The sequence below is a fragment of the Prosthecobacter dejongeii genome (genome assembly GCF_014203045.1).
In the GTDB taxonomy this organism is placed as follows: domain Bacteria; phylum Verrucomicrobiota; class Verrucomicrobiia; order Verrucomicrobiales; family Verrucomicrobiaceae; genus Prosthecobacter; species Prosthecobacter dejongeii.
Map to the genome: position 1 here is coordinate 69,555 of NZ_JACHIF010000012.1, position 18,935 is coordinate 88,489.

General features: G+C 57.3%; 22 protein-coding genes. 14 read left to right on the plus strand and 8 right to left on the minus strand.

The features are described 5' to 3' along the window. Positions 1-20: 20 nt before the first annotated feature. The 5 genes from HNQ64_RS21785 (at position 21) to HNQ64_RS21805 (ending at position 4,357) form a co-directional block, all read left to right on the plus strand. Positions 21-1,307 (plus strand): ABC transporter permease, encoded by a 1,287-nt coding sequence (locus HNQ64_RS21785; RefSeq protein ID WP_184212762.1) that lies wholly within the window; start codon positions 21-23, stop codon positions 1,305-1,307. Between the two features lie 8 nt (positions 1,308-1,315). Beyond that, positions 1,316-2,644, plus strand: a complete 1,329-nt coding sequence (locus tag HNQ64_RS21790; RefSeq protein ID WP_184212763.1) for an FtsX-like permease family protein — start codon at positions 1,316-1,318, stop codon at positions 2,642-2,644. 58 nt (positions 2,645-2,702) lie between these two features. Continuing rightward, complete coding sequence (locus HNQ64_RS21795; protein ID WP_184212764.1) at positions 2,703-3,605, plus strand: leucine-rich repeat domain-containing protein; 903 nt, start codon at positions 2,703-2,705, stop codon at positions 3,603-3,605. 66 nt (positions 3,606-3,671) lie between these two features. After that, entirely contained in the window at positions 3,672-3,920 is a 249-nt protein-coding gene (locus HNQ64_RS21800; protein ID WP_184212765.1) for a hypothetical protein, read from the plus strand. 2 nt (positions 3,921-3,922) lie between these two features. Beyond that, a complete protein-coding gene (locus tag HNQ64_RS21805; RefSeq protein ID WP_184212766.1) occupies positions 3,923-4,357 on the plus strand; it encodes a PIN domain-containing protein in 435 nt (144 codons plus the stop codon). A gap of 12 nt (positions 4,358-4,369) precedes the next feature. Here HNQ64_RS21805 and HNQ64_RS21810 read toward each other — a convergent pair whose 3' ends face one another. Continuing rightward, on the minus strand, positions 4,370-6,265 hold the full coding sequence (locus tag HNQ64_RS21810) for an AsmA-like C-terminal region-containing protein (protein WP_184212767.1): 1,896 nt from the start codon (positions 6,263-6,265) through the stop codon (positions 4,370-4,372). Positions 6,266-6,461: 196 nt separating this feature from the next. Here HNQ64_RS21810 and HNQ64_RS21815 point away from each other — a divergent pair, with 196 nt between their 5' ends. Both HNQ64_RS21815 and HNQ64_RS21820 read left to right on the plus strand, forming a co-directional pair. Further along, positions 6,462-7,343 carry a GH25 family lysozyme gene (locus tag HNQ64_RS21815; protein ID WP_184212768.1) on the plus strand — a complete coding sequence of 294 codons (882 nt, stop codon included), beginning with the start codon at positions 6,462-6,464 and terminating at the stop codon, positions 7,341-7,343. Between the two features lie 69 nt (positions 7,344-7,412). Continuing rightward, entirely contained in the window at positions 7,413-8,021 is a 609-nt protein-coding gene (locus tag HNQ64_RS21820) for a hypothetical protein (protein WP_184212769.1), read from the plus strand. Positions 8,022-8,047: 26 nt separating this feature from the next. Here the strand turns inward: HNQ64_RS21820 and hflX are convergent, their stop codons facing one another. Beyond that, positions 8,048-9,364, minus strand: a complete 1,317-nt coding sequence (gene hflX, locus HNQ64_RS21825; RefSeq protein ID WP_184212770.1) for a GTPase HflX — start codon at positions 9,362-9,364, stop codon at positions 8,048-8,050. Between the two features lie 81 nt (positions 9,365-9,445). Between hflX and HNQ64_RS21830 the strand changes: the two genes are divergently transcribed. The 7 genes from HNQ64_RS21830 (at position 9,446) to HNQ64_RS21860 (ending at position 15,437) form a co-directional block, all read left to right on the plus strand. Continuing rightward, a complete protein-coding gene (locus HNQ64_RS21830; RefSeq protein ID WP_184212771.1) occupies positions 9,446-9,961 on the plus strand; it encodes a hypothetical protein in 516 nt (171 codons plus the stop codon). A gap of 80 nt (positions 9,962-10,041) precedes the next feature. After that, complete coding sequence (locus HNQ64_RS21835; RefSeq protein WP_184212772.1) at positions 10,042-11,040, plus strand: alpha/beta hydrolase family protein; 999 nt, start codon at positions 10,042-10,044, stop codon at positions 11,038-11,040. A 96-nt stretch (positions 11,041-11,136) separates the two neighbouring features. Then, positions 11,137-12,090 (plus strand): hypothetical protein, encoded by a 954-nt coding sequence (locus tag HNQ64_RS21840; RefSeq protein ID WP_184212773.1) that lies wholly within the window; start codon positions 11,137-11,139, stop codon positions 12,088-12,090. Between the two features lie 86 nt (positions 12,091-12,176). Then, positions 12,177-13,448, plus strand: coding sequence for a hypothetical protein (locus tag HNQ64_RS21845; protein WP_184212774.1), 1,272 nt, complete (start codon positions 12,177-12,179; stop codon positions 13,446-13,448). Between the two features lie 20 nt (positions 13,449-13,468). Continuing rightward, entirely contained in the window at positions 13,469-14,119 is a 651-nt protein-coding gene (locus tag HNQ64_RS21850) for a methyltransferase domain-containing protein (RefSeq protein ID WP_184212775.1), read from the plus strand. A gap of 42 nt (positions 14,120-14,161) precedes the next feature. Continuing rightward, positions 14,162-14,935, plus strand: coding sequence for an HpcH/HpaI aldolase family protein (locus tag HNQ64_RS21855; protein ID WP_184212776.1), 774 nt, complete (start codon positions 14,162-14,164; stop codon positions 14,933-14,935). Then, positions 14,904-15,437 carry a hypothetical protein gene (locus HNQ64_RS21860; RefSeq protein WP_184212777.1) on the plus strand — a complete coding sequence of 178 codons (534 nt, stop codon included), beginning with the start codon at positions 14,904-14,906 and terminating at the stop codon, positions 15,435-15,437. Before HNQ64_RS21855 ends, HNQ64_RS21860 begins: the two co-directional genes overlap by 32 nt. Positions 15,438-15,465: 28 nt before the next feature. Here HNQ64_RS21860 and HNQ64_RS21865 read toward each other — a convergent pair whose 3' ends face one another. The 6 genes from HNQ64_RS21865 to queF form a co-directional block, all read right to left on the minus strand. Beyond that, positions 15,466-16,104 carry a 3-keto-disaccharide hydrolase gene (locus HNQ64_RS21865; RefSeq protein WP_221305530.1) on the minus strand — a complete coding sequence of 213 codons (639 nt, stop codon included), beginning with the start codon at positions 16,102-16,104 and terminating at the stop codon, positions 15,466-15,468. A 13-nt stretch (positions 16,105-16,117) separates the two neighbouring features. Continuing rightward, positions 16,118-16,975 (minus strand): TIGR03915 family putative DNA repair protein, encoded by an 858-nt coding sequence (locus tag HNQ64_RS21870; RefSeq protein WP_184212779.1) that lies wholly within the window; start codon positions 16,973-16,975, stop codon positions 16,118-16,120. Positions 16,976-17,030: 55 nt separating this feature from the next. Next, entirely contained in the window at positions 17,031-17,468 is a 438-nt protein-coding gene (locus tag HNQ64_RS21875; protein ID WP_184212780.1) for a putative toxin-antitoxin system toxin component, PIN family, read from the minus strand. Beyond that, positions 17,465-17,704: a hypothetical protein gene (locus HNQ64_RS21880; protein ID WP_184212781.1), complete on the minus strand. Its 240-nt coding sequence runs from the start codon at positions 17,702-17,704 to the stop codon at positions 17,465-17,467. Before HNQ64_RS21880 ends, HNQ64_RS21875 begins: the two co-directional genes overlap by 4 nt. 69 nt (positions 17,705-17,773) lie before the next feature. Beyond that, positions 17,774-18,463, minus strand: a complete 690-nt coding sequence (gene queC, locus HNQ64_RS21885) for a 7-cyano-7-deazaguanine synthase QueC (protein WP_184212782.1) — start codon at positions 18,461-18,463, stop codon at positions 17,774-17,776. Positions 18,464-18,475: 12 nt separating this feature from the next. Further along, positions 18,476-18,934, minus strand: a complete 459-nt coding sequence (gene queF / locus HNQ64_RS21890) for a preQ(1) synthase (protein WP_184212783.1) — start codon at positions 18,932-18,934, stop codon at positions 18,476-18,478. Position 18,935 lies beyond the last annotated feature (1 nt).

Consider the following 18,935-nt stretch of genomic DNA (forward strand, 5'->3'; position numbering starts at 1 on the left):
CCTCCAAAGTGGGCCTGCCCATGGTGAACCGCGCCTCCCTCTTTCTAGCCCTCCGCTACCTGCGCCCCAAACGCTCGTTTGTTTCGGTGATCACGACGATCTCCGTTCTCGGTGTGGCCGTGGGGGTGCTGATGATGGTGGTGGTACGCGCCGTCATGATGGGCTTTGAGGTGGACTTTCGTGATACGCTCATGGGCGCAGAGCCGCATGTGCTGGTGGCGCGGGACACCGCTGCGCAAAATGCTCCACCTTGGCAAGAGGTCCTAAAAATAGCCCGCGCCCAGCCAGAGACCCTGACTGCCGCACCTTATGCGGGGGGTATCCTCTACATGGCGCAAAGGGATAACCAGACGGGGACACTCGTACTCGGTTTATCTCAGGAAGAAGGGACCGCAAACCTCAAAAAACTTACCCGTCACCTGCTGGAAGGAAACCTGGATCTGCCGGAGGACAGCATCGTCATCAGCGATTATCATGCCCAGCAGCTCGGCGTGGGAATGGGGGATGAGATCAGCGTCTATGCCTCTCAAAATGTAAATCATGCCGTGCGTCAATACGGCGCGGCCGAAGAGCAGGAATCTGAAGAAAAAAAGAAAGCTATCCTGGACGCCATCAAGCTGCAGCCACAGCCCCTGCGCGTGACGGGTCTCATCAACTCAGACACGGGCGGGTATAATGGCTACGTCTCTTTAAAGACCGGGCAGAAACTCTTCCAGTTAGGCCAAGAGGTGACAGGCATCGCCATCGAGATTCGCGACCCGCAGCAGGCCAAGGAATTTGCGGACACGCTAAAACCTACCCTCCCAGGCTGGAACTTTACGCTCTGGACCGATGCGGGCGAGTCTCGCCTAGCCGCCATGCAGAATGAGCAGACGATGATGCAGTTTGTCCTCATCATCATCGCCGTCGTAGCGGCCTTCTCTGTGATGAACACCACCATCACGGTCACCACCCAAAAGCGCCGCGAGATCGGCGTATTGGCCGCGCTGGGCAGCCGCCCTTGGCAGATTGTGAATGTGTTTCTCCTCCAGGCGGTCGTGGTGGGTGTGGTAGGCACGCTCATCGGCCTCATCGGCAGCATGATAGTACTGTGGCTGCGCAATGACATCCGTTCCATCTTGACGTTCGCCACCGGGGGGCAAGTGCATGCAGTGGAGGGGGTGTTTCTTTCCACCATTCCTGCCCACATACAGCCCTGGGATGTCACCGTTACCTGCCTCATTTCTGTGGCCCTGTGCATCGTCGCCGGATTGATCCCCGCCTGGTTTGCCTCCCGGGTGGACCCGGCCGTGGCCCTGCGAGACTGACCTTCCTCATGCTTTCCAACGCCCCTCTCTTTCTGGCTCTGCGTTACCTCCGGCCCAAGCGGTCGCTGGTCTCCATCATCTCGCTCATTTCCGTGCTCGGGGTCATGCTCGGCGTGGGTGTCCTCGTGGTGGTGATGTCCGTCTTCAAAGGCTGGCAGGTGGAGTTTAAACAACTGCTTCTTGGTTTTGAACCCCACGTCGTTTTAGTCCAGGACAGCCCCTTTGTGGGGGAGCTTCCTGAGGGTGCGCCCAAACCCTTTCGCTCCAACTGGCGTGATGTGCTGAAGGACATGAAACAGCGCCCAGGCGTGCTTTCTGCCACCCCCATCGCCGAAGGCATGATCGCTGCCCGCAATGGCGATTCCGACCCCGAAGCAGCTGAGCTTTTGGGCCTGCGAGAGGAGGCGGATAACGATCTGCTGAAAAAGCTCTCCAAGCATCTCCTCGAAGGCGAGTTTAACCTCAAGGAAGACAACCTCATCATCACCGACAAGCTGGCTAAAAAGCTAAAGGTCAAGGTAGGAGATGTGCTTTCCATCCTGGCCTCAGACACCATCCGCCAGATGATCCGCAATCTGCGTGAGGCTGAAGAAACGACGGACCCTGAGCAGGCTAAGGCCGCACGCGACGAGATCGTCGTCCTTCCCCGGGATCTCACCGTGGTCGCCATCGTGCGTGCAGATACAGCGGGTGACCGCTGTTATGCGCCGCTGAATGTCGGTCAAGAGCTCTTCAACCTGGAAGGTGATGTGAGTGGCCTAGAGATTGAATTGGCAGATCCAGACCAGGCAGAAGACTTCGTGCAGACACTTTTTCAGGCCAATGCGCTGCCCGTGGACTGGAATGCACGGACGTGGATCAACACCCTCGGCTCCAAGCTGCGGGATGTGGAAAACCAGCAGTCGCTGATGTACTTCCTGCTTTTCTTCATCATGCTCGTCGCCGCGATCTGTGTCATGAATACCACCATCACGGTCACGGTGCAAAAACGGCGCGAGATCGGCATCCTCACGGCCCTTGGCAGTCGGGCTCAGCAGATCATCGGCATCTTCCTCGTGCAGGCGGGCATTGTGGCTGTTTTTGGCATCATTTTAGGCATCATCGGCGGCATGACCGTCCTGCATTTTCGCAATGATCTGCGCGATTGGATTGCTGAAATCACGGGCCGCGATTTCTTCTCCAAAGACATCTATTTCCTCAGTGAAATTCCCTCCCATATCCAGTGGGTGGACCTATCCTTCATCTGCGGCCTGGCCATGGTGCTCTGCCTCATTGCAGCCCTGATTCCAGCGTGGTTTGCTGCGCGGGTGGACCCTGCGGTGGCCCTGCGAGATTAAAGCAGCTTTCTTCTCTCCCGCTGAAATCCCGGCCTGCTGTCTGCGTTCCCCTGTGCTCATGATTCGTCTGCCTTTTTCCACCTGCGCCCTAGCCCTTCTGCTCACTGCCTGCGGTGAAGAAACGAAATTCACGATTACCCCTACAAAGCCCGCGCCTGCCGTTCCGGTATCTCCGGCGCCCGCAACGACACCCCCCGCTGAAACAGCGAAATCCGTTTACTGGACGGCTGAAAAGCTCCACACCGAGATCAAGTACCACAATCACGAATACGCTGGGAATGGCGAGTTCAGCATCGAGGATGGCCAGCCTGTCGCCCTCAGTCTCCGAGAGGCCAAAGTGACCAACCTTGTCTTTCTGGAAAAGTTCAGGCCCCTCGCGCTCGACCTCAGCGGCACACCCATCAAGGACATTCGCCCCCTCCAGGGCATGAAGCTCATCGAACTTTATCTGGAAGATAGCCCTATTACCGATCTCTCCCCGCTGCGCGGAATGCCGCTGCAAAAGATCTATCTCAGCCGTACCCCCGTGGTGGACCTCAGCGCCCTGGAAGGTGCGCCGCTGACGGAAGTGAACATTGTGGACACTAAAGTCACCGACGTGACGCCTCTCTCCAAGAGCCCCATCCAGATGCTTTGGCTCAGCGGCACCCCTGTCGAAAGCATCGCCGGACTGAAAGGCATGCCCCTGGTCTCCCTCACCCTGCATCGCAGCCAGGTGAAGGACCTGTCACCCTTAAGTGGCAGCGCCCTTCAGCGACTGCACATCGGTGAAACACCCGTCACCGATCTTACCCCACTCGCCGGCATGAGCCTCACCCGCCTAGTCTTCACCCCCGCCACCATCACCCGTGGTCTGGATACTGCCAAGGCCCTCCCCCTCAAAGAAATCGGCACCCGCTTTGACGAAACCGGCAGTGACCTCCTCCCGCCCGAAGCCTTCTGGGCCCAGCAGGGGAAATAGTCGGAAGAGCCTACACCCAGCGAGGGCTTGTATTTGTTGTCTTCCTCACGTAAACTACACATTACTATGAAGACACTGGAAGCTTCTGCCCCCCTTGAAAGGCTTGGATTGCCGAGTGGTGACCATTGGGTGCGGTTCCATGTTGAAGGCGGTTTGATCTCCTTCAATGTCGAAGCTTCCGTTCCCCCAACACAGCCACCCTTATCGGTGCGGAAACCAACGGGTTTTGTTCAGAAATGGAGCGGTTCCGCTCAAAAGCTTGAAGACTCCAGCGATCTTTGGCTTTCCCATATCAACGAGAAGCATCTTCGCTGAACATGCGGCTGCTTATAGATGCCAATGTGCTGCTGGATTGTCTAATCCTGGAAGCCTCGGGGCTTCCGAGAACTGGACAGCAGGCTAGCAACAGGGTTTTAGGACTGTGTGACACAAGAATGCACGAAGGTTTGGTGGCTTGGCACACCTTGCCCATCATCGCCTATTATCATGGTCGGCAGCATTCAAAGGAAGAGACGGCAGACATGATGGACATGTTGTTAGGCTTTCTAGAAGTGCCCAATGTCGGCCATACCGATGCAACAAGATGGAGAGAACACGGTATGTCTGATTTTGAAGATGCCCTGCAAATGGCTGCTGCGATTTCGGGAATGGCAGACATCATCATCACTCGAAATATTGCCGACTTTTCCGACTGCCTGATTCCAGCTATGACACCTGAATCATTCTTGACCACTTACTCACAGGTAAAATAGCAAAATTCCCGCTCACTCTCCTGCCTTCTGTTCTCCGAACATGCCCAGAGCTTCGAAGGGTAAGGTGAGACCTTCTTTGAGGACATTGCCACTGAGTTTCACGCTGCCTTTGGCGACCTTTGCCGTGCCCTGAAACAGACCTTTGGCACCTCCGATTGGCCCCTCGGGCGAGACACGGATGTCATCCAGCGGACCGCTGATTTCCATGTCGGTAAAGACATGGCTGAGCGGCAGGGTGATGCGGCCAACGATGCCACGCAGGTTGGCCCGGGCGCGGCCTTGAACGTATTGGTTGACCAAATCCACCGTGCCAGTGGCAGTGACGGTGATGGCTTCACTGCGACCCTTGAAGGGATCAATCGTGGCCACACCTTTATTCATGGAGAAAGTCACCTGAAACTGGCCAGCGCCTGCGCGACCACGGTCAGGCAGCAGTTTGGGAAATAACGCATAAGTTTGCTCCAGCAAGGGGATGTGGACCACTGGCGCATTGGTGAGGATGAGACTGCCACCGCCCGTGGAGCGAACAGGATTGTTGCAGATGGTTCCCTGATAGTTCAGAGACAAGTCCGAGTCCTCCAGGCTATCATTGATTTTACCCAGCCACGGAGTGAGGCGGGCCAGCCGAAGGGACTGGAGCGAGACTTGGGCGTCGGTCAGGATGCGACCATCGTAATTGGCATCCAGTTTGAAACGCCCGTCCAAGAGTTTTCCCTTCAGGTCATTGAAATGCCACAAGTCCTTTTTTCGAGAAACCTGACCCGTGATACCATCCATGGTTAGGGGTTGATCGCGAACCGTGACGACGATGGAGGCGGGTGTGCGCAACTGGGCACTGGCGAGAGTCCACACAGGTGGCTCCTGGCTGAGATCCAAAACAAAGTCTTTGGCCAGGATATCTGGAAACGTTTTGACCGTCAGAGCGGAGGGAAGTTGAGCTGCAAGAAGCGGGTAATTTTGGGCCAGTTCCAGGAGATCCGCGGGGCCACTGAGACGGGCGATGGTAAGCGTGCGTTGGCTGCCCAAATAGGCGGCCTCAAATTCATCGCTGCGATTGGCGCTATCCGTGAGCGTGCCGCTGAGATTGAGCGGGGTCTGAGACCAGCCCTCGCGACTCATTTCGATCAACGCACTGCCTTGCGTGAATTGGAAGTCGCCCGTCAGCCGCAGTCCGCCTTGGGAGACTTGGCCCTCCACCATGGCATTCTTCAAGGGCACACCGCGCCACTCCACGTGCTGGCCGGTTCCTTGAAGGTCTGCATTCCAGATGACCGCGCTGTTTCTCAGATCCACGGCGAACACCCCCGTGATCTGAAATGGCCCGGCCTCTGGATTGAAGCTTAGCGTGCGAAAGACGGAACGCAGAGACTGCCAATCCGGAGAAAATGGCGTCTTGTCCCCGCCCTGTTCTGAAGTGGTAGAGGTGAGAACTTCACCTTTCACATCAACCGTCAAAGCCCCTTGGCCCAATCGCAGGCGAGCCACATCCACTTGGCCTTCACGCACCACGGAATCGAGGGTAAATGGGTTCAGCGTGACGGCTCCGACTTCATCTTGGAGTGTGAGGACGGCATCTTCCGCAAGCCAGCGCGTGATGGCGCTGCGGTGTTCCCAAGACTGGCCCCATTCCACCTCCACATGCAGGGCGCTGATCTGCAGCAGAGGTGGCCTGTTGCCTGAGACTTGGCTCAGAACGGCATCTTGCAACGTGACTCCGCCCCAGAGCGACCAAGACTCACTTTTGGAAGTTAGCAAAAGGCCTCGGGCCGCTAAGCTTTCCTTCACCTGCACCTGCGCACGCCTGACGAGCCACTCGCAGCCGAGCCACAACACCGTCGCCACCACTGCGAGTGCGATGAGCGGCACGCACAGTCGGCGAGCGAGCGATGGAGCAGAGACCGTGGACATGACTCCATAGAAACGAATGCGGATCGTTGGACACGCTTACCAATCTACCGCACAACGCCAGGCGAAATGCCCGAGCCTTTTTCAACTGCACAAATTCTCTCGTGAAAACTCCCTGTTTCCTGTAAAAGGGTGTGTGCTTAGGGAAGTGTGCGGTTCTTTAGATCCACTTTCCTTCCGGCTTTGTTTTCGTCCCTTTATGAACCGACTTTCCCTGCTGCCTCTGATTGTCTTACTGGCCCACTGCACCTCCCCGCAGCCCGGAAGCACCCCCACCAGCCTGCCGCCCAATTCGCGAGGCCTGCCACAGATCGTCAATGTCTCCGCCTACGATCCGAAGGAGCGCCAGCGGGAAGGACGCAGCTACTCAGAGAACGATGTTTCCGCTCTGCGCGCGAATGGAGCCAGCGGCCTCATTGCCCGAGCAGGCAAAGGCGGCAATCTGGACACGAAATGCGCTAATTTCCTGGCCTCCGCCGATCGCCAAGGGATGCTGCTGGGCGTTTACTATCGCCTGCAAACCCATGTGGATGCCGTGGCCCAAGCAGATCAATTTGTGGCCCGTGCTCAGGCCCTGGCGCGCAGCCGCTCCTGGAATGCTTCTTCGCTGCTGCTGTGCGGTGACTTTGATGCGAACTCCCGTCTTTCTGACATCCTGCGTTTCATGGACCGGGTGGAAGCCCGCACGGGGGTGGTGCCTGTGGCCTACCTGGAGAACAGCGCGCATTTAAAAATCCTCCTCGGCAATGCCGATGCGGCCACCAAGGCCAAACTCCGCCGCATGCCTTACTGGCTAGCACTTTACTCCCATGAAAGCGGCGCAGGCCCCCAGTTCCCTGCCCCAGGCAATCCCAAAGGTCTCGTGAATCAATACCGAGTGTGGTCTGACTGGACGCTGTGGCAATACGGCGGGGTGGACTGGGAAGGTGGCCGCTCCCGCCCGAAGGTTTACAATCACGGCCCATGGCGTTTCAGCCCCTACTTTGGCAACCTGGACCGCCCGGTGGAGCGCAATGTCTTCAATGGTTCCCCGGCTGCCCTACAAAGCTTCTGGCAGCGCCATGGCCTGCCGCTGAAGTAGGACGAGAAGAAGCAAAGACTCAGACACTTTGAGCCTGAACTAGCGTTTCTTCCGTGTATAGATGACCCCATGATTCGCTTTCTCCCTTCCTTCCTGAAATCATCGGTCACGATGCGCGCTTGGGCAGTCCTGGGAGTCACCGGGCTGTTAGCCAGTTGCGGCAGCCCCAAGGAAGAAGCGCCGCCAGCCGAAGCGCCAGCAATCGCCACAGAGCCTGCCCCCAAGGTGAGCATGACCGAATGGTCTCTGCTGGAAATGTCTTTTGACGAAGCCAAAGCCCTGAGCCCTCAGCACGCGGAAGTGGGCCAATACCGAGTGGCTGGAGACAGCGTGGAAGTGCTAAAGAAAGACGATGAGGGCAAGGCCCTGAAGGTGAAGGCCAAAGGCCACGTCTTTATCGAAATCAATCTCCCCGACCGCGCCACCGCCCTGTGTGATGAGGCCACCCTCAGCGTGAATGAGGCCATGCTCTACGGCGGCCCCATCATGATGCAAAGCAGCCGCGTGGCCAAGTCCACCTCTGAGTCCACCGCCTTCCGCATCACGGATCACCTCCGGGTCCAGGGCCGATTTGAAATGATCAAACCGGAGGATCTGATGCAAACCATCTTAGCCTCCACGGATGCCATGCCCATCGCTCCCCGCGCCGAGACCGCGAAACCCACCGCCGTCCGCTAACCATAAGGGTGACTAGCACCCCCGACTCATTTTTTGGCGCTCTTCTTTTTCTTCGCCACAAATTCGGTGAAGCGAGATTCAAAGCGCTTGGGCACCACGCACTGGATATCCGCCACACCACGATCATAGGATTCCGTCAGGACTTTCCCTTCCTGATGAGCTAGAGCCACAAGGTCCATGCGGTCCAGAGGGATGCTGAGATCCAGCCGCACCACGCGATCAATCAGCATGTCATGGATGCGGTGAAAAAGGTCATCCAGGCCCTGACCTGTCTTGACGGAGATGAAGATCCCCTCAGGAAATTGACGGCGCAGCTCCATCTGGCGGCTGTCATCGGCCAGATCCACCTTGTTCAGCGCCAGCACCACGCGTTTATCCCCAGCGCCCAGTTCCGCCAGCACCTCCGTGGTGGTTTGGTAAAAACTAAAGGCATGGGGAGAGCTAGCATCCACCACGTGAATGAGGAAATCTGCCAGCACGGCCTCTTCCAGAGTTGCGCGAAAGCTCTGCACAAGATCATGCGGAAGATTGCGCACAAACCCCACCGTGTCCGTGACCAACATGGCCTGCCCATCGGGCAATTCCATCCGGCGAGTGGTGGTGTCCAGCGTCGCGAAAAGTTTGTTTTCCACGTAGGAATCCGCATCCGTCAGCTTGTTCAGCAAAGAGGATTTTCCGGCATTGGTATAACCAACAATGGCGGCATGTGGCAGCGGCACGCGGCTGCGCTCCTTGCGCATGGTGTCGCGCTGCTTCTTCACTTCCTCCAGCTCGGCTTTCACGCGGTCGAGCTTTTTGTAGGCCATACGGCGGTCCACCTCTAGCTGGGTTTCACCCTCACCACGGGCCGCACCGGCACCGCCCACGCCCCCGCCCGCGCCCCCGCCCTGACGGTCAAGGTGGGCCCACATGCGGGTCAGACGCGGAATGGAGTACTCCATGCGAGCGAGCTCCACTTGCAAACGAGCTTCGCGGGTCTTCGCACGCATGTTAAAGATGTCGAGAATGACTTCGTGACGATCAATCACGCAGAGCTTGGACTCACTTTCCCAGGCGCGTTGCTGGCCAGGGGAGAATTCGTTGTCGAAGACAATGCACTCTGCACCCGCATTGCGGGCCGCCTCCATCAGCTCCTGCGCCTTGCCTTTGCCGATGAGGTGGCGGGCGGTCATTTCACGGGCAAAGACCAGTTCACTCCCCACCACTTCGATGCCCAGCGTCTCCACCAGTTCCTTCAATTCCTCCAGCAAATCTGCGGATTCCTGGGCCTTGCGGCGATCAAAATAGGCACCGACCAGAAACGCACGATCCACGTTCTGGGGCTTTTCACGAATATCGAACATCGGCTACTTATAGCAAGGCGGGGCCTCTTGCCAAGCACCGCCAGTTGCTCCCATGCGTATTCCGTGGCAATGACCCGAATCATGATCCGCCGTCTTTTTACCTGCCTCTGTCTTTTCACCCTCGCCGCCTGCGGGCCGGTGGACCGTGAAGGCGTGCGGCTGGACCACTACGAGACCGAATCTACCGAAGACCTGGTGCGCGAAATCATCCGCACCTTGCCCGATCCCAATCCCGGCGTGCCAAAGAGCTACTCCATCGCCCTGGGTGAGATCGTGCCCAACCGAGACTACACCCCGGCCAGCGTCGCCTTTCTCAAGCGTTTCGATGACCTCAAGCTACGTCTCATTAGCGCCAGCGTGCTGACCACCGCCCAGCCGGACAACATGATCGTGGACCCAGACCAACGCATCGCCGTTTATGTCATCCAGGTGCGCTTGATGAAGGCCCTGGCGGCCGATGCCTGGGAATATGAGGCAGGCTGGTCCTACAAAAAGGATTTTCAGCGCAAAAAGTGGCTGGTGAAGCAGGTGGACGGCAAAAATGTGGTCACCGACCAAGGCGTGCTGGATGGCAATTGGAAGGCTCCCACGAACTGATCCGAAGGATCTGCGGCGGTGTTTACACAAAAGAAACGGTGCCTGCCTACCGTTTCCTGGGGCGTTCATCCCTACTGACCATGCGCCCGACTATTCTCACCTTCTGTGCTCTCAGCCTACTGGGCGGCGCACTCTTCGCAGCCGAAACCCCTGCTAAAGCTCCCGCCAAGCCCAAAGCTGCCCAGCCTGCAAAGCCCAAAGCCCCACCAATGCCCAAGCCCACCCTGGCGAATGTGGCCTACGGCACGCATGAAAGGCAGGTGCTCGACTTTTGGAAAGCTGAATCCGCCCAGCCCACCCCGCTGCTTTTTTTCATCCATGGCGGCGGCTGGATGGGTGGGGATAAGGGCCGCGTGGCTAACATTGAGAAATATCTAACCGCAGGCATTTCCGTCGTCTCCATCAACTACCGCTATGTTTCCCAGGCACATGCCGCCGGAATCAAACCGCCCGTAAAAGCCCCCTTGGAAGACGCTGCCCGCGCGCTCCAGTTCGTCCGTAGCAAGGCAGGCGAATGGAACATCGACAAGACCCGTATCGGTGCGTCCGGTGGCTCCGCTGGGGCCTGCTCCAGTCTGTGGCTAGCCTTTCACAACGACTTGGCAGATCCCCAAAGTAGCGACCCGATCGCCCGTGAATCCACCCGTCTCTGGTGTGCCGCCGTCATGGGAGCCCAGACCACTCTGGACCCGCAGCAGATGAAGGAGTGGACGCCCAACAGCCGCTACGGAGGCCATGCCTTTGGGTTCATCTCCCCAGACCCCAAAAAGCGCGACACCCAGTTTGCCGACTTCCTTGCAGCGAGAGAAGGCATCCTGCCTTGGATCCAGGAATACTCCCCCTACGCGAACGTCACCTCAGATGACTGCCCCATTTACCTGTATTACAGCGCCCCTCCCGCCCTGGGCCAAGAGCAGAAAGACCCCACCCACAGCGCCAACTTTGGCGTGAAGCTGGAGGAAAAACTGAAAAGCGTGGGGGTGCCCTGCGAGCTCGTTTACCCCGGCGCCACGGAAGTGAAGCATCCCCAAGCCCACGATTACCTCATCGCCAAACTCAAGGCACCTACGGCCAAGTGAGGTCGAAGCCGAAAGGGACGTTCATTTTTTCATCTGGTCAAAATGAACGCTCCTGCCTAGAAAGGGGACTGTCATGGCTAATAGCCCCCTTTCCCCATGAAAAATATCGTCGTCCCCCTCCTCGGTGCGGTCAGCATCATTTCCACAGGTACCTTAGCTTGGCTCTTGGCCACGCCCCCATCCGTGGATCCTCGGGCGGTGAAGCTAGAAACAGAACTCCAAGAGGCACGCCAGACGATCGCCAAACTGAAAGCTGACTTGGCGCGCAAACCTACGGAGACCAGCCCCACAGCCACCGGCACCGCTAGCACCACCCCCGCCCAGGACCCTGCATCCACTGCCGCCAACCTCCCCGCGCCACCAAATTCAGGCAACCTCCGGCAAATGCTGCGCACGCCTGAAATGCGGCAGGTTCTGGAAAACCAGCAGGCCGCGCAGATCGACCTCGCCTACGGCAAGCTCTTCGAAATCCTGCGCCTGAGCCCGGAAGATAAAGAAAACTTCCGCAAGCTGCTGACCGCACGACAGAAAATGCAGACGGACCTCAGCATGCAGCTCATGGAGCCCGGCCTGACCGACCAAAAACGTCAGGAAATCCTGGCCGAAGCGAAACACCAAAGCTCCGTTTATGAGGCCTCCATCAAGGAATTTCTCAATGAAGAAAATGACTGGAAGACCTTTCAGGAATGGGACTTCACCAAACCGGACCGGACCGTTTATGACACCTTGGGCCGCAATCTCTTTGCAGCATCGTCAGAGCCTCTCTCTGGGTCTCAGGAGCAGGAACTCCTCAAACTGATGGCAGAGGTCCGCACCAGCCCCTCCTCCATCGGTGGGCTGAATGACCAGACAGGGGGCGATCCCTCCAAGATCACCGATCAAGTCATCCAGCAGCAGATTGAGCAACTGGAAACCAACCACCGCATCATCGCCGAACGCGCGGAGGGTTTTCTGACCCCTGGTCAGCGTGAAACACTGAAAAGCTACCTTGCACAATTGAAGACCGTTTCAAAGTCCAGCATGGAGATGTTCCGTGGGATCAATAAATAAACCCGTGCTGCGAATCACTGGCACAGAGACTGAAATGCTCTTAACTCTGGCTGATGATTTTGCTAAAGCCATGTGAGAAAGGGCTGATGGCCCTGGCTATCTGCTCTTTCGCCTGGGCCGCACAGGCGGCCCCTCTCAATGATAACCTAAGTTCATGGGAAGAACTGCCCCCCAGCGGACCTGCCACGCCAGGAAACAATGTGGGGGCGACTCTAGAGACCAGCGAACCTCTGCCGCCTGGATTCACCGCCCAAAGTTACGCCGCCACCTCCTGGTGGGGGCTGGAACTGGCCGCTGCAGACCAAGTCTGGTATGAGATCGAAACGGTCGGCAGCAGCTTCGATACCGTTTTATCTGTGTGGACCGGGGATGACTACACCAGCCCACCTCTGACCCTTGTGCACGTGAATGATGAAGCTGCGGAGGGTGGGGCCAGTCGCATCCGCTTTCTCGCCAATCCATTCACCGTTTATAAAGTCGCTGTCGCAGGGCGTGGCGCAGACCAGCAGGGTAACATCGCCGTACGCGCTTCCGTGGCTGCCACCCCCTTTGCCCGGTTGACGGGTGCCACTTTCAGCCCAGCGCCTGTGGATGTCAGTCAAGCTGCCGCCACCCTGACTGCGACGGTGACCGTGGATGCATCCCAAGAAATCGGTTCGGGCCAGATGGTGCTCTACAATCCCACCGGTGTTCCAGTGGCCACTGCACCTTTCCGGGGTGAAACCCATCGTATCAGCGGCAATATTGCCAGTGGAACTTACCGCATCAGTCTGACCGTCCCCCAGGGCGCCCTCCCAGGCACCTATCGCTGGAATCTTCAAATGAATGGCAGTGGTAACTTCCCCGGTGACAGCTCCTACGGCTGGGAAGCCCTCAGCCCCCTGCCCGCCGGGGCCACTCAGACCATCCAGGTCATCAATACGACCCCAGTAAATACCTACGCTCTCTGGACAGAGGCCAACCATCTCACCGGCCCAGATGCCGATCCTGAGCAAGACTTCGATGGGGATGGTCTGACCAACCTCACCGAATTCGCTCTGGGAATGAATCCCCGCCTCAATTCGCGAGCCAAGTTAGCGACCAGCGCAGGCAGCATCACTCAATTCGGTCTGCCTAACATCACGGTGGTGGGCGCCGGCCAGCAAAAGAAACTGCGGGTGGAGCACGCCCGCCGTGCAGGTGACACCACCCTCTCTTACACCGTCCAATTCAGCAGTGACCTCATCAACTGGACCAATGCCACCCAAGCTGCGACATCCCTGGCCACCAATGGCACCTATGAAGTTGTCGCCGTCGAGGACGTCCCCTTTAACCCGGCCAAGAGTCGCCGATTCGCCCGTGTGCGACTTGTGCGCTGAGGAGGTGCCCCTTTCTTTCCATGCGCATCCGCAGTGTCCAGCCTGAGATTCTCGAAACGCTGGCCAGCGATGATCCAGCCGCCCGACGTGGCCGCCAGGATCTCCTGCTGGTCAATGGCATCATGGGGAATCACCGCTGGATCTCACGCATGATGCGGCGGTATTGCCAGCCCGGCTGGCAGATGACCGAATTGGGCGCTGGAGATGGTGCCTTGTCCCTCAAACTCGCACAACAAGGGCTGTGCCAGACGCATGACCTTCATGCTTTCGATCTAGCTCCCCGCCCAGCCTCCTGGCCTGCGGATGCAGCCTGGACACAGGGAGACTTGTTTGCTCAAAACCTGCCCCCATCGCAGGTGCTCATCGCCAATCTGTTCCTGCACCATTTTGAGGCGGCACCACTTCACTTGTTAGGCAGCCGTATTGCTCCAGAGACGCAGCTCATCCTTGCGGCTGAGCCCGCGCGTTACCGCATCCACACCTTCATGGGTCGTCTTTTTTGCAGTCTAGCCCAGCTCAACTGGGTGACCCGCTACGACATGCAGGTGAGCATCCGCGCTGGTTTCCGGGGGCAGGAGCTTCCCGATTTTCTGGGGCTGGATTCTAGCTGGGAGATTTCCGTCCGGGAGACCGTATTCGGTGGCTACCGAATGATGGCGCGGCGCAAGTAGCGCCCCGTCATTCAGGTCACCATCTTCAGACTCAACGATCCGATGAGAAAATCCAAAATCCGTCAGAAGCTTGATGCCGGGCAAGTCGCCCGTGTGTGTGCCTTGGGGTCCAATATTCCTTATTACCCCCAGATGGCGGCCCACTTTGGTTACGATGCCATCTGGGTAGATGGGGAGCACCGCGTGTGGGATCCTCGTGAAGTCACCGAGCTAGTCACCCGTCATCATTTGGCGGATATTGACTGCCTCTACCGCCCGCCCACAGTGGAAAAAACAGGCCTCTCCCGACTGCTGGAAGATGGTGTGGCTGCGCTGATGATCCCGCAGGTGAACGATGCCGAACGCGCGCGGCAACTGGTGGAAGCCACCAAGTTTCCACCCCTCGGTGACCGGGGGCTGGATGGCTCAGGCATGGATGCCGGTTTCTGGGTGCAGAAGTCTCCTGACTACATCCAGCAGCGCAATCGCGAAACCGTGCTCATCCTCCAGATCGAAACCCCAAAGGCCTTGGAAAACATGGCCGAAATCGCCGCGCTCCCTGGTGTGGATGCCTTGTTCCTAGGGCCGGGAGATCTCTCCCTCCGCCTGGGTTGCACCGCCTCCATTCGCGATCCGCAGATCCATGATGCCGTGAGCCGACTCGCGGCCGTGTGTAAAGCGGCTGGCAAACCCTGGGGCATGCCCGTGGGAAATATTGAAGATGCCAAAACCATCGTGGACATGGGCTGCCAGATCCTAGCCATGGGTAATGAATTCTGGGCCATTCACGATCACCTCAAAGCCCATGGAGAACAGCTCCAAAACCTCCTCGGCTGAGCCCGTCTCCTCGGCGCTGCCGTACATGGACGTGAAACCCGTCGGTGCGGCAGATTTTTACACAGCGGTGAATGCCACGTTTCGTTTTATCGAACGAAAACTCGGCCCGGCAGGATTGCGGCGCTATTGGTTAGACCTGGGGCGTCATTATTACGCTCCCGTGACGCAACGTTGGTTAACAGGCGGTCTCGCTTCCGTGGCCTCACATTGGCGTGCTTTTTTTACCGCCGAGCCTGGAGCTGAGGTGGAAGTCCACGAAACAGATCAGGAAGTGGTGGTCGAAGTTCGGACCTGTCCGGCCATCCGTTTTCTGAGGGAGCATGGACGGGAAATCGTGCCGTGCTTTTGCCAGCACTGCTACCACGTCAACACTGCCATGGGAGAGGCTGCGGGCATCGAAATGCGTCTCAGCGGGGGAAATGGCCGCTGCACCCAGCGCTTTGCCAAAATAGGATATTTTCCTGAAGCCCAGAAAGCGGAAGACATCGCGACGGCAGGCTAATCTCCCGCCGCCGCGACACGGGAGAAGATTACTTCAGCTCCTTGATGCGCAGGTTGCGGAACTTATAAGTCGCGCCCTTTTCACCGTGATGCTGGATGGCGATGACGCCGCTAGCATCGGTGGAGTCTTCAACATCCGTGGTGACCACGCCATTGACCTCGATCTTCAACTTGTTGCCCTTGCAGGTGATGCGGTAGGTATTCCAGTCGTTGCGCTTGAAGGCATCTCCGGCGCGGGCGCGGAAGGCTTCTTCGCTTTCTTTATTGCCCTTGATCGGGCTGATGAACCACATGCGGCGGCCCTCGTCATAGAGTCCACCGGACCACTTACGCTTAGGGTCGCCATCCACTTCGGCCTGGTAACCAAACACTTTGTTCGGCTGCACATGAGCGCGGAACATGAAGCCGCTATTGGCCTGACCTTCCGGCAGGAGGATGTCACCTTCAAAAATGAAGTCGCTGTAGGTCTTCTCCGTGACGACGAAGAATTTCTTCTCTCCCGTGAGGTGGATCTCCCCATTCACGACCTCAATGTTGCCCCACTGATAAGCATTGCGCCAGCCGGTCATGGTCTTGCCATCAAACAGCGGGACAAAACCGTCTTCAGCGGCGACGGAGAAGGTGAAGGAACCCAAAAGGGCAGCGAGGAGGAGAAAGCGTCTTTTCATGGTAGGACTGGGATTATGGACCTTCCCGCCGCTCATGCAAAGAACGGATGTATTCATTATCTGGGATGGGTTTTGCAGGCCGTTCGGGTGTATCCAGCATTTCCTGAACCCGCTCCTGACTGCCGGCGATCAACTCGCGGATGATTTGAGCCTCAGGCAGATTCTTCCAGTATTTCTGGGGCATCTCTGACTGCATCGCCTGCACTTTCAAACGCGCTGGGTTGAAGATGCTGCGATAGTAAGTGCGCCACAGATCATCATGCGCATCCGAGGCCGGGGCCTGACTGCGATCCATCCCTGGGGTGAAAAACAGCCGCTCACCATCCCAATGCGCACATTCATCTGGCGTGAGGATGGACCAATCCATGCCCGCGAAACGTTTTTCAAAAAACGGGATGGCCAACCGAACGATGCGGTAAGTGGGCTCAAACCAGGCCACAAACTGCTCCCGCCCCGTCTGTTCATCCTGACCAATAAGGCGGAAGCGAACAAAGGCATGCATCTTATGAATGTCTCGCCCGATGGCCTTGGCCCAGACCTGACACAGGCGCGTATCAGGATCACTAGGCAGGTGCAGCAGATGCCTCTCTCCACCCAGAGTCAGACGGAATAACAAACGATACAGAATGGCCCAGCGTCTCTCATCAGTATGAGCACACACACTGGCAGCCAGAGATAAAAAATCTGGCGGAACCTTGATTTCCATCGGCACAGCGGTGGCATAAGTTCCAGGGGCTTCTTCCAGCAGTAAACCTGCCCCCTCATTCACATCTCCCCAAGTCACCTGCTCTGGCCGCACCCCCTGCCTCAGCAGCTCACGCGCCTTGCTTCGCCAGGCGGTGAAAGTGGGCTGGATGGAAGCGGTGATCATGAGTCAAAAGACAACCCATTGATTTTTAGGTCGTCACTAGAATAACGCCTGAAAGTTATTCACTGAATGCCTCTTTCGAGCTAATAAACTGAGCAATGAACTCTTCTGGAGAAATGGGCTGCGGTTTGTATCCGCTGCCGATCAAAGGTCGAAAATGAGCATCATTCGTCACGATAAAATCGGCATGAACGGTAATGGCACAATCCGCAAATTTATCATCATCCCGGTCTGCTGAGATAGTGCGAAAGAAAAAGGAAGGGGAAACTTGCTGTATATTTCCGACATATGAAGCGGCAAGATTGAACAACCGTTCCAACGATTGCCAGCGTGCCTGGCCAGATTGTCGAATCACTACCTCCTGATATTCCAGAAGAATGTCCGTGGAAACGGCCCAGATAAATCTGCCTCGATACCAAGCATTCAAAATGCAGGCGAAAGAGTGATCGGGATTGAGGGCCTGAAGAACCACATTTGTATCCAACACGGCGATCATGCAACGTGCTGCTGAAGGTCTCTGCGCACTTCACTGATGACCTCATCCAAATGCTCATATTGCCCTGAAGCCCAATCTTGCGAGAACCCTTCACGCACTTCTTTCCAAAGACGATCCATTTCCAGGCGCGCAAGAAGCCGTTCAACCAACTCCAACTCTTCTGCGGGGAGTTGATCTATCAACTTGTGCAGTTGAGGGCGTTTTTGCTCAGATACTGAAGTGACCAGATCACTCATGATTTAAATATACTTCTTCAATCCCCGTGTGAAACCCAATTTTTGATAAGGCCATAGGGAGTACCCGCATCACGCCCCAGGTGCCTTGGGCAAAGGCCACTCATGCGAATACACGGTGGGGTCTTCGATCCCGGCGAGGATGAAGGCTTCCCGGCGCTCCACGCAGGTGCCGCAGACGCCGCATTGCAGGTCTTCGCCTTTGTAGCAGCTCCAGGTTTTACCCAGGTCCACGCCGAGCTGATGCCCCAGTTTGGTGATGGATGTTTTATCCATGTCAATGAAAGGGCGCAGCAACTCCGTGCGAGCGTAAGTGCCTTCCCGCATGGCATCGCCAATGGCTTTCATGAAGGGCTCGCGACAGTCTGGGTAAATGGCGTGATCCCCTGAATGCGCCGCGATGACGAGGGCATCCACCTTGCGAGATTCCGCGATGCCGCAGGCGATGGCTAGCATGATGCCATTGCGGAAGGGAACCACGGTGCGTTTCATGTTTTCATCCGCGTAATGACCTTCAGGAATCTCACCACCGCTTTTGAGTAGATCCGACTCAAAGAGGTCATTCACAAAAGGCAGGGACACCGTGTCATGCGGGATGCCCATCTGGCGGCAATGCCAGATGGCAAGGGTGATCTCCTTGTCGTTATGCTTAGACCCGTAGTTAAAGCTCACCGCGCCTACCACTTCGTGATGCTGGCGCGCCCAGTAAAGCGCAACGGTGGAGTCTAGACCGCCGCTCAGAAGGATGATGGCTTTAGACATACGCAGAGAAAATCAATGGGCTGTGCTCAGAGATGCCGCGGGCCATTCCAAGGGCACATCGCGTGTGGGATGCCGGGCCTCACAGGTGAGCTGGATGCCTCCACGTGGGACGAATCGGCCACGGACGATGGCCTGCTTCGGCGCACAGGCTGCGACGAGATCATCCAGGATACGATTGACAATGGCTTCGTTGAAAGATGCGTGATTGCGGTAACTGGCGAGGTAGAATTTCAATGACTTGGTCTCCACACAGCGTTCACCGGGAATGTAAAGAATCTCCACATGAGCGGCATCCGGCTGGCCGGTCACGGGACATAGAGAGCCAAAGTCTGGGGCACTGAGATGGATGGTATAATTGCGGCCGGGAGTGCGATTCGGGAAAGTCTCCAGCGCAGCTTCATCTGGAGAAGCAGGCAGTCGGTGCTCGGAGCGGCCCAGTAGAGTGATATCGGCAGTGAGGGAGTCGGACATG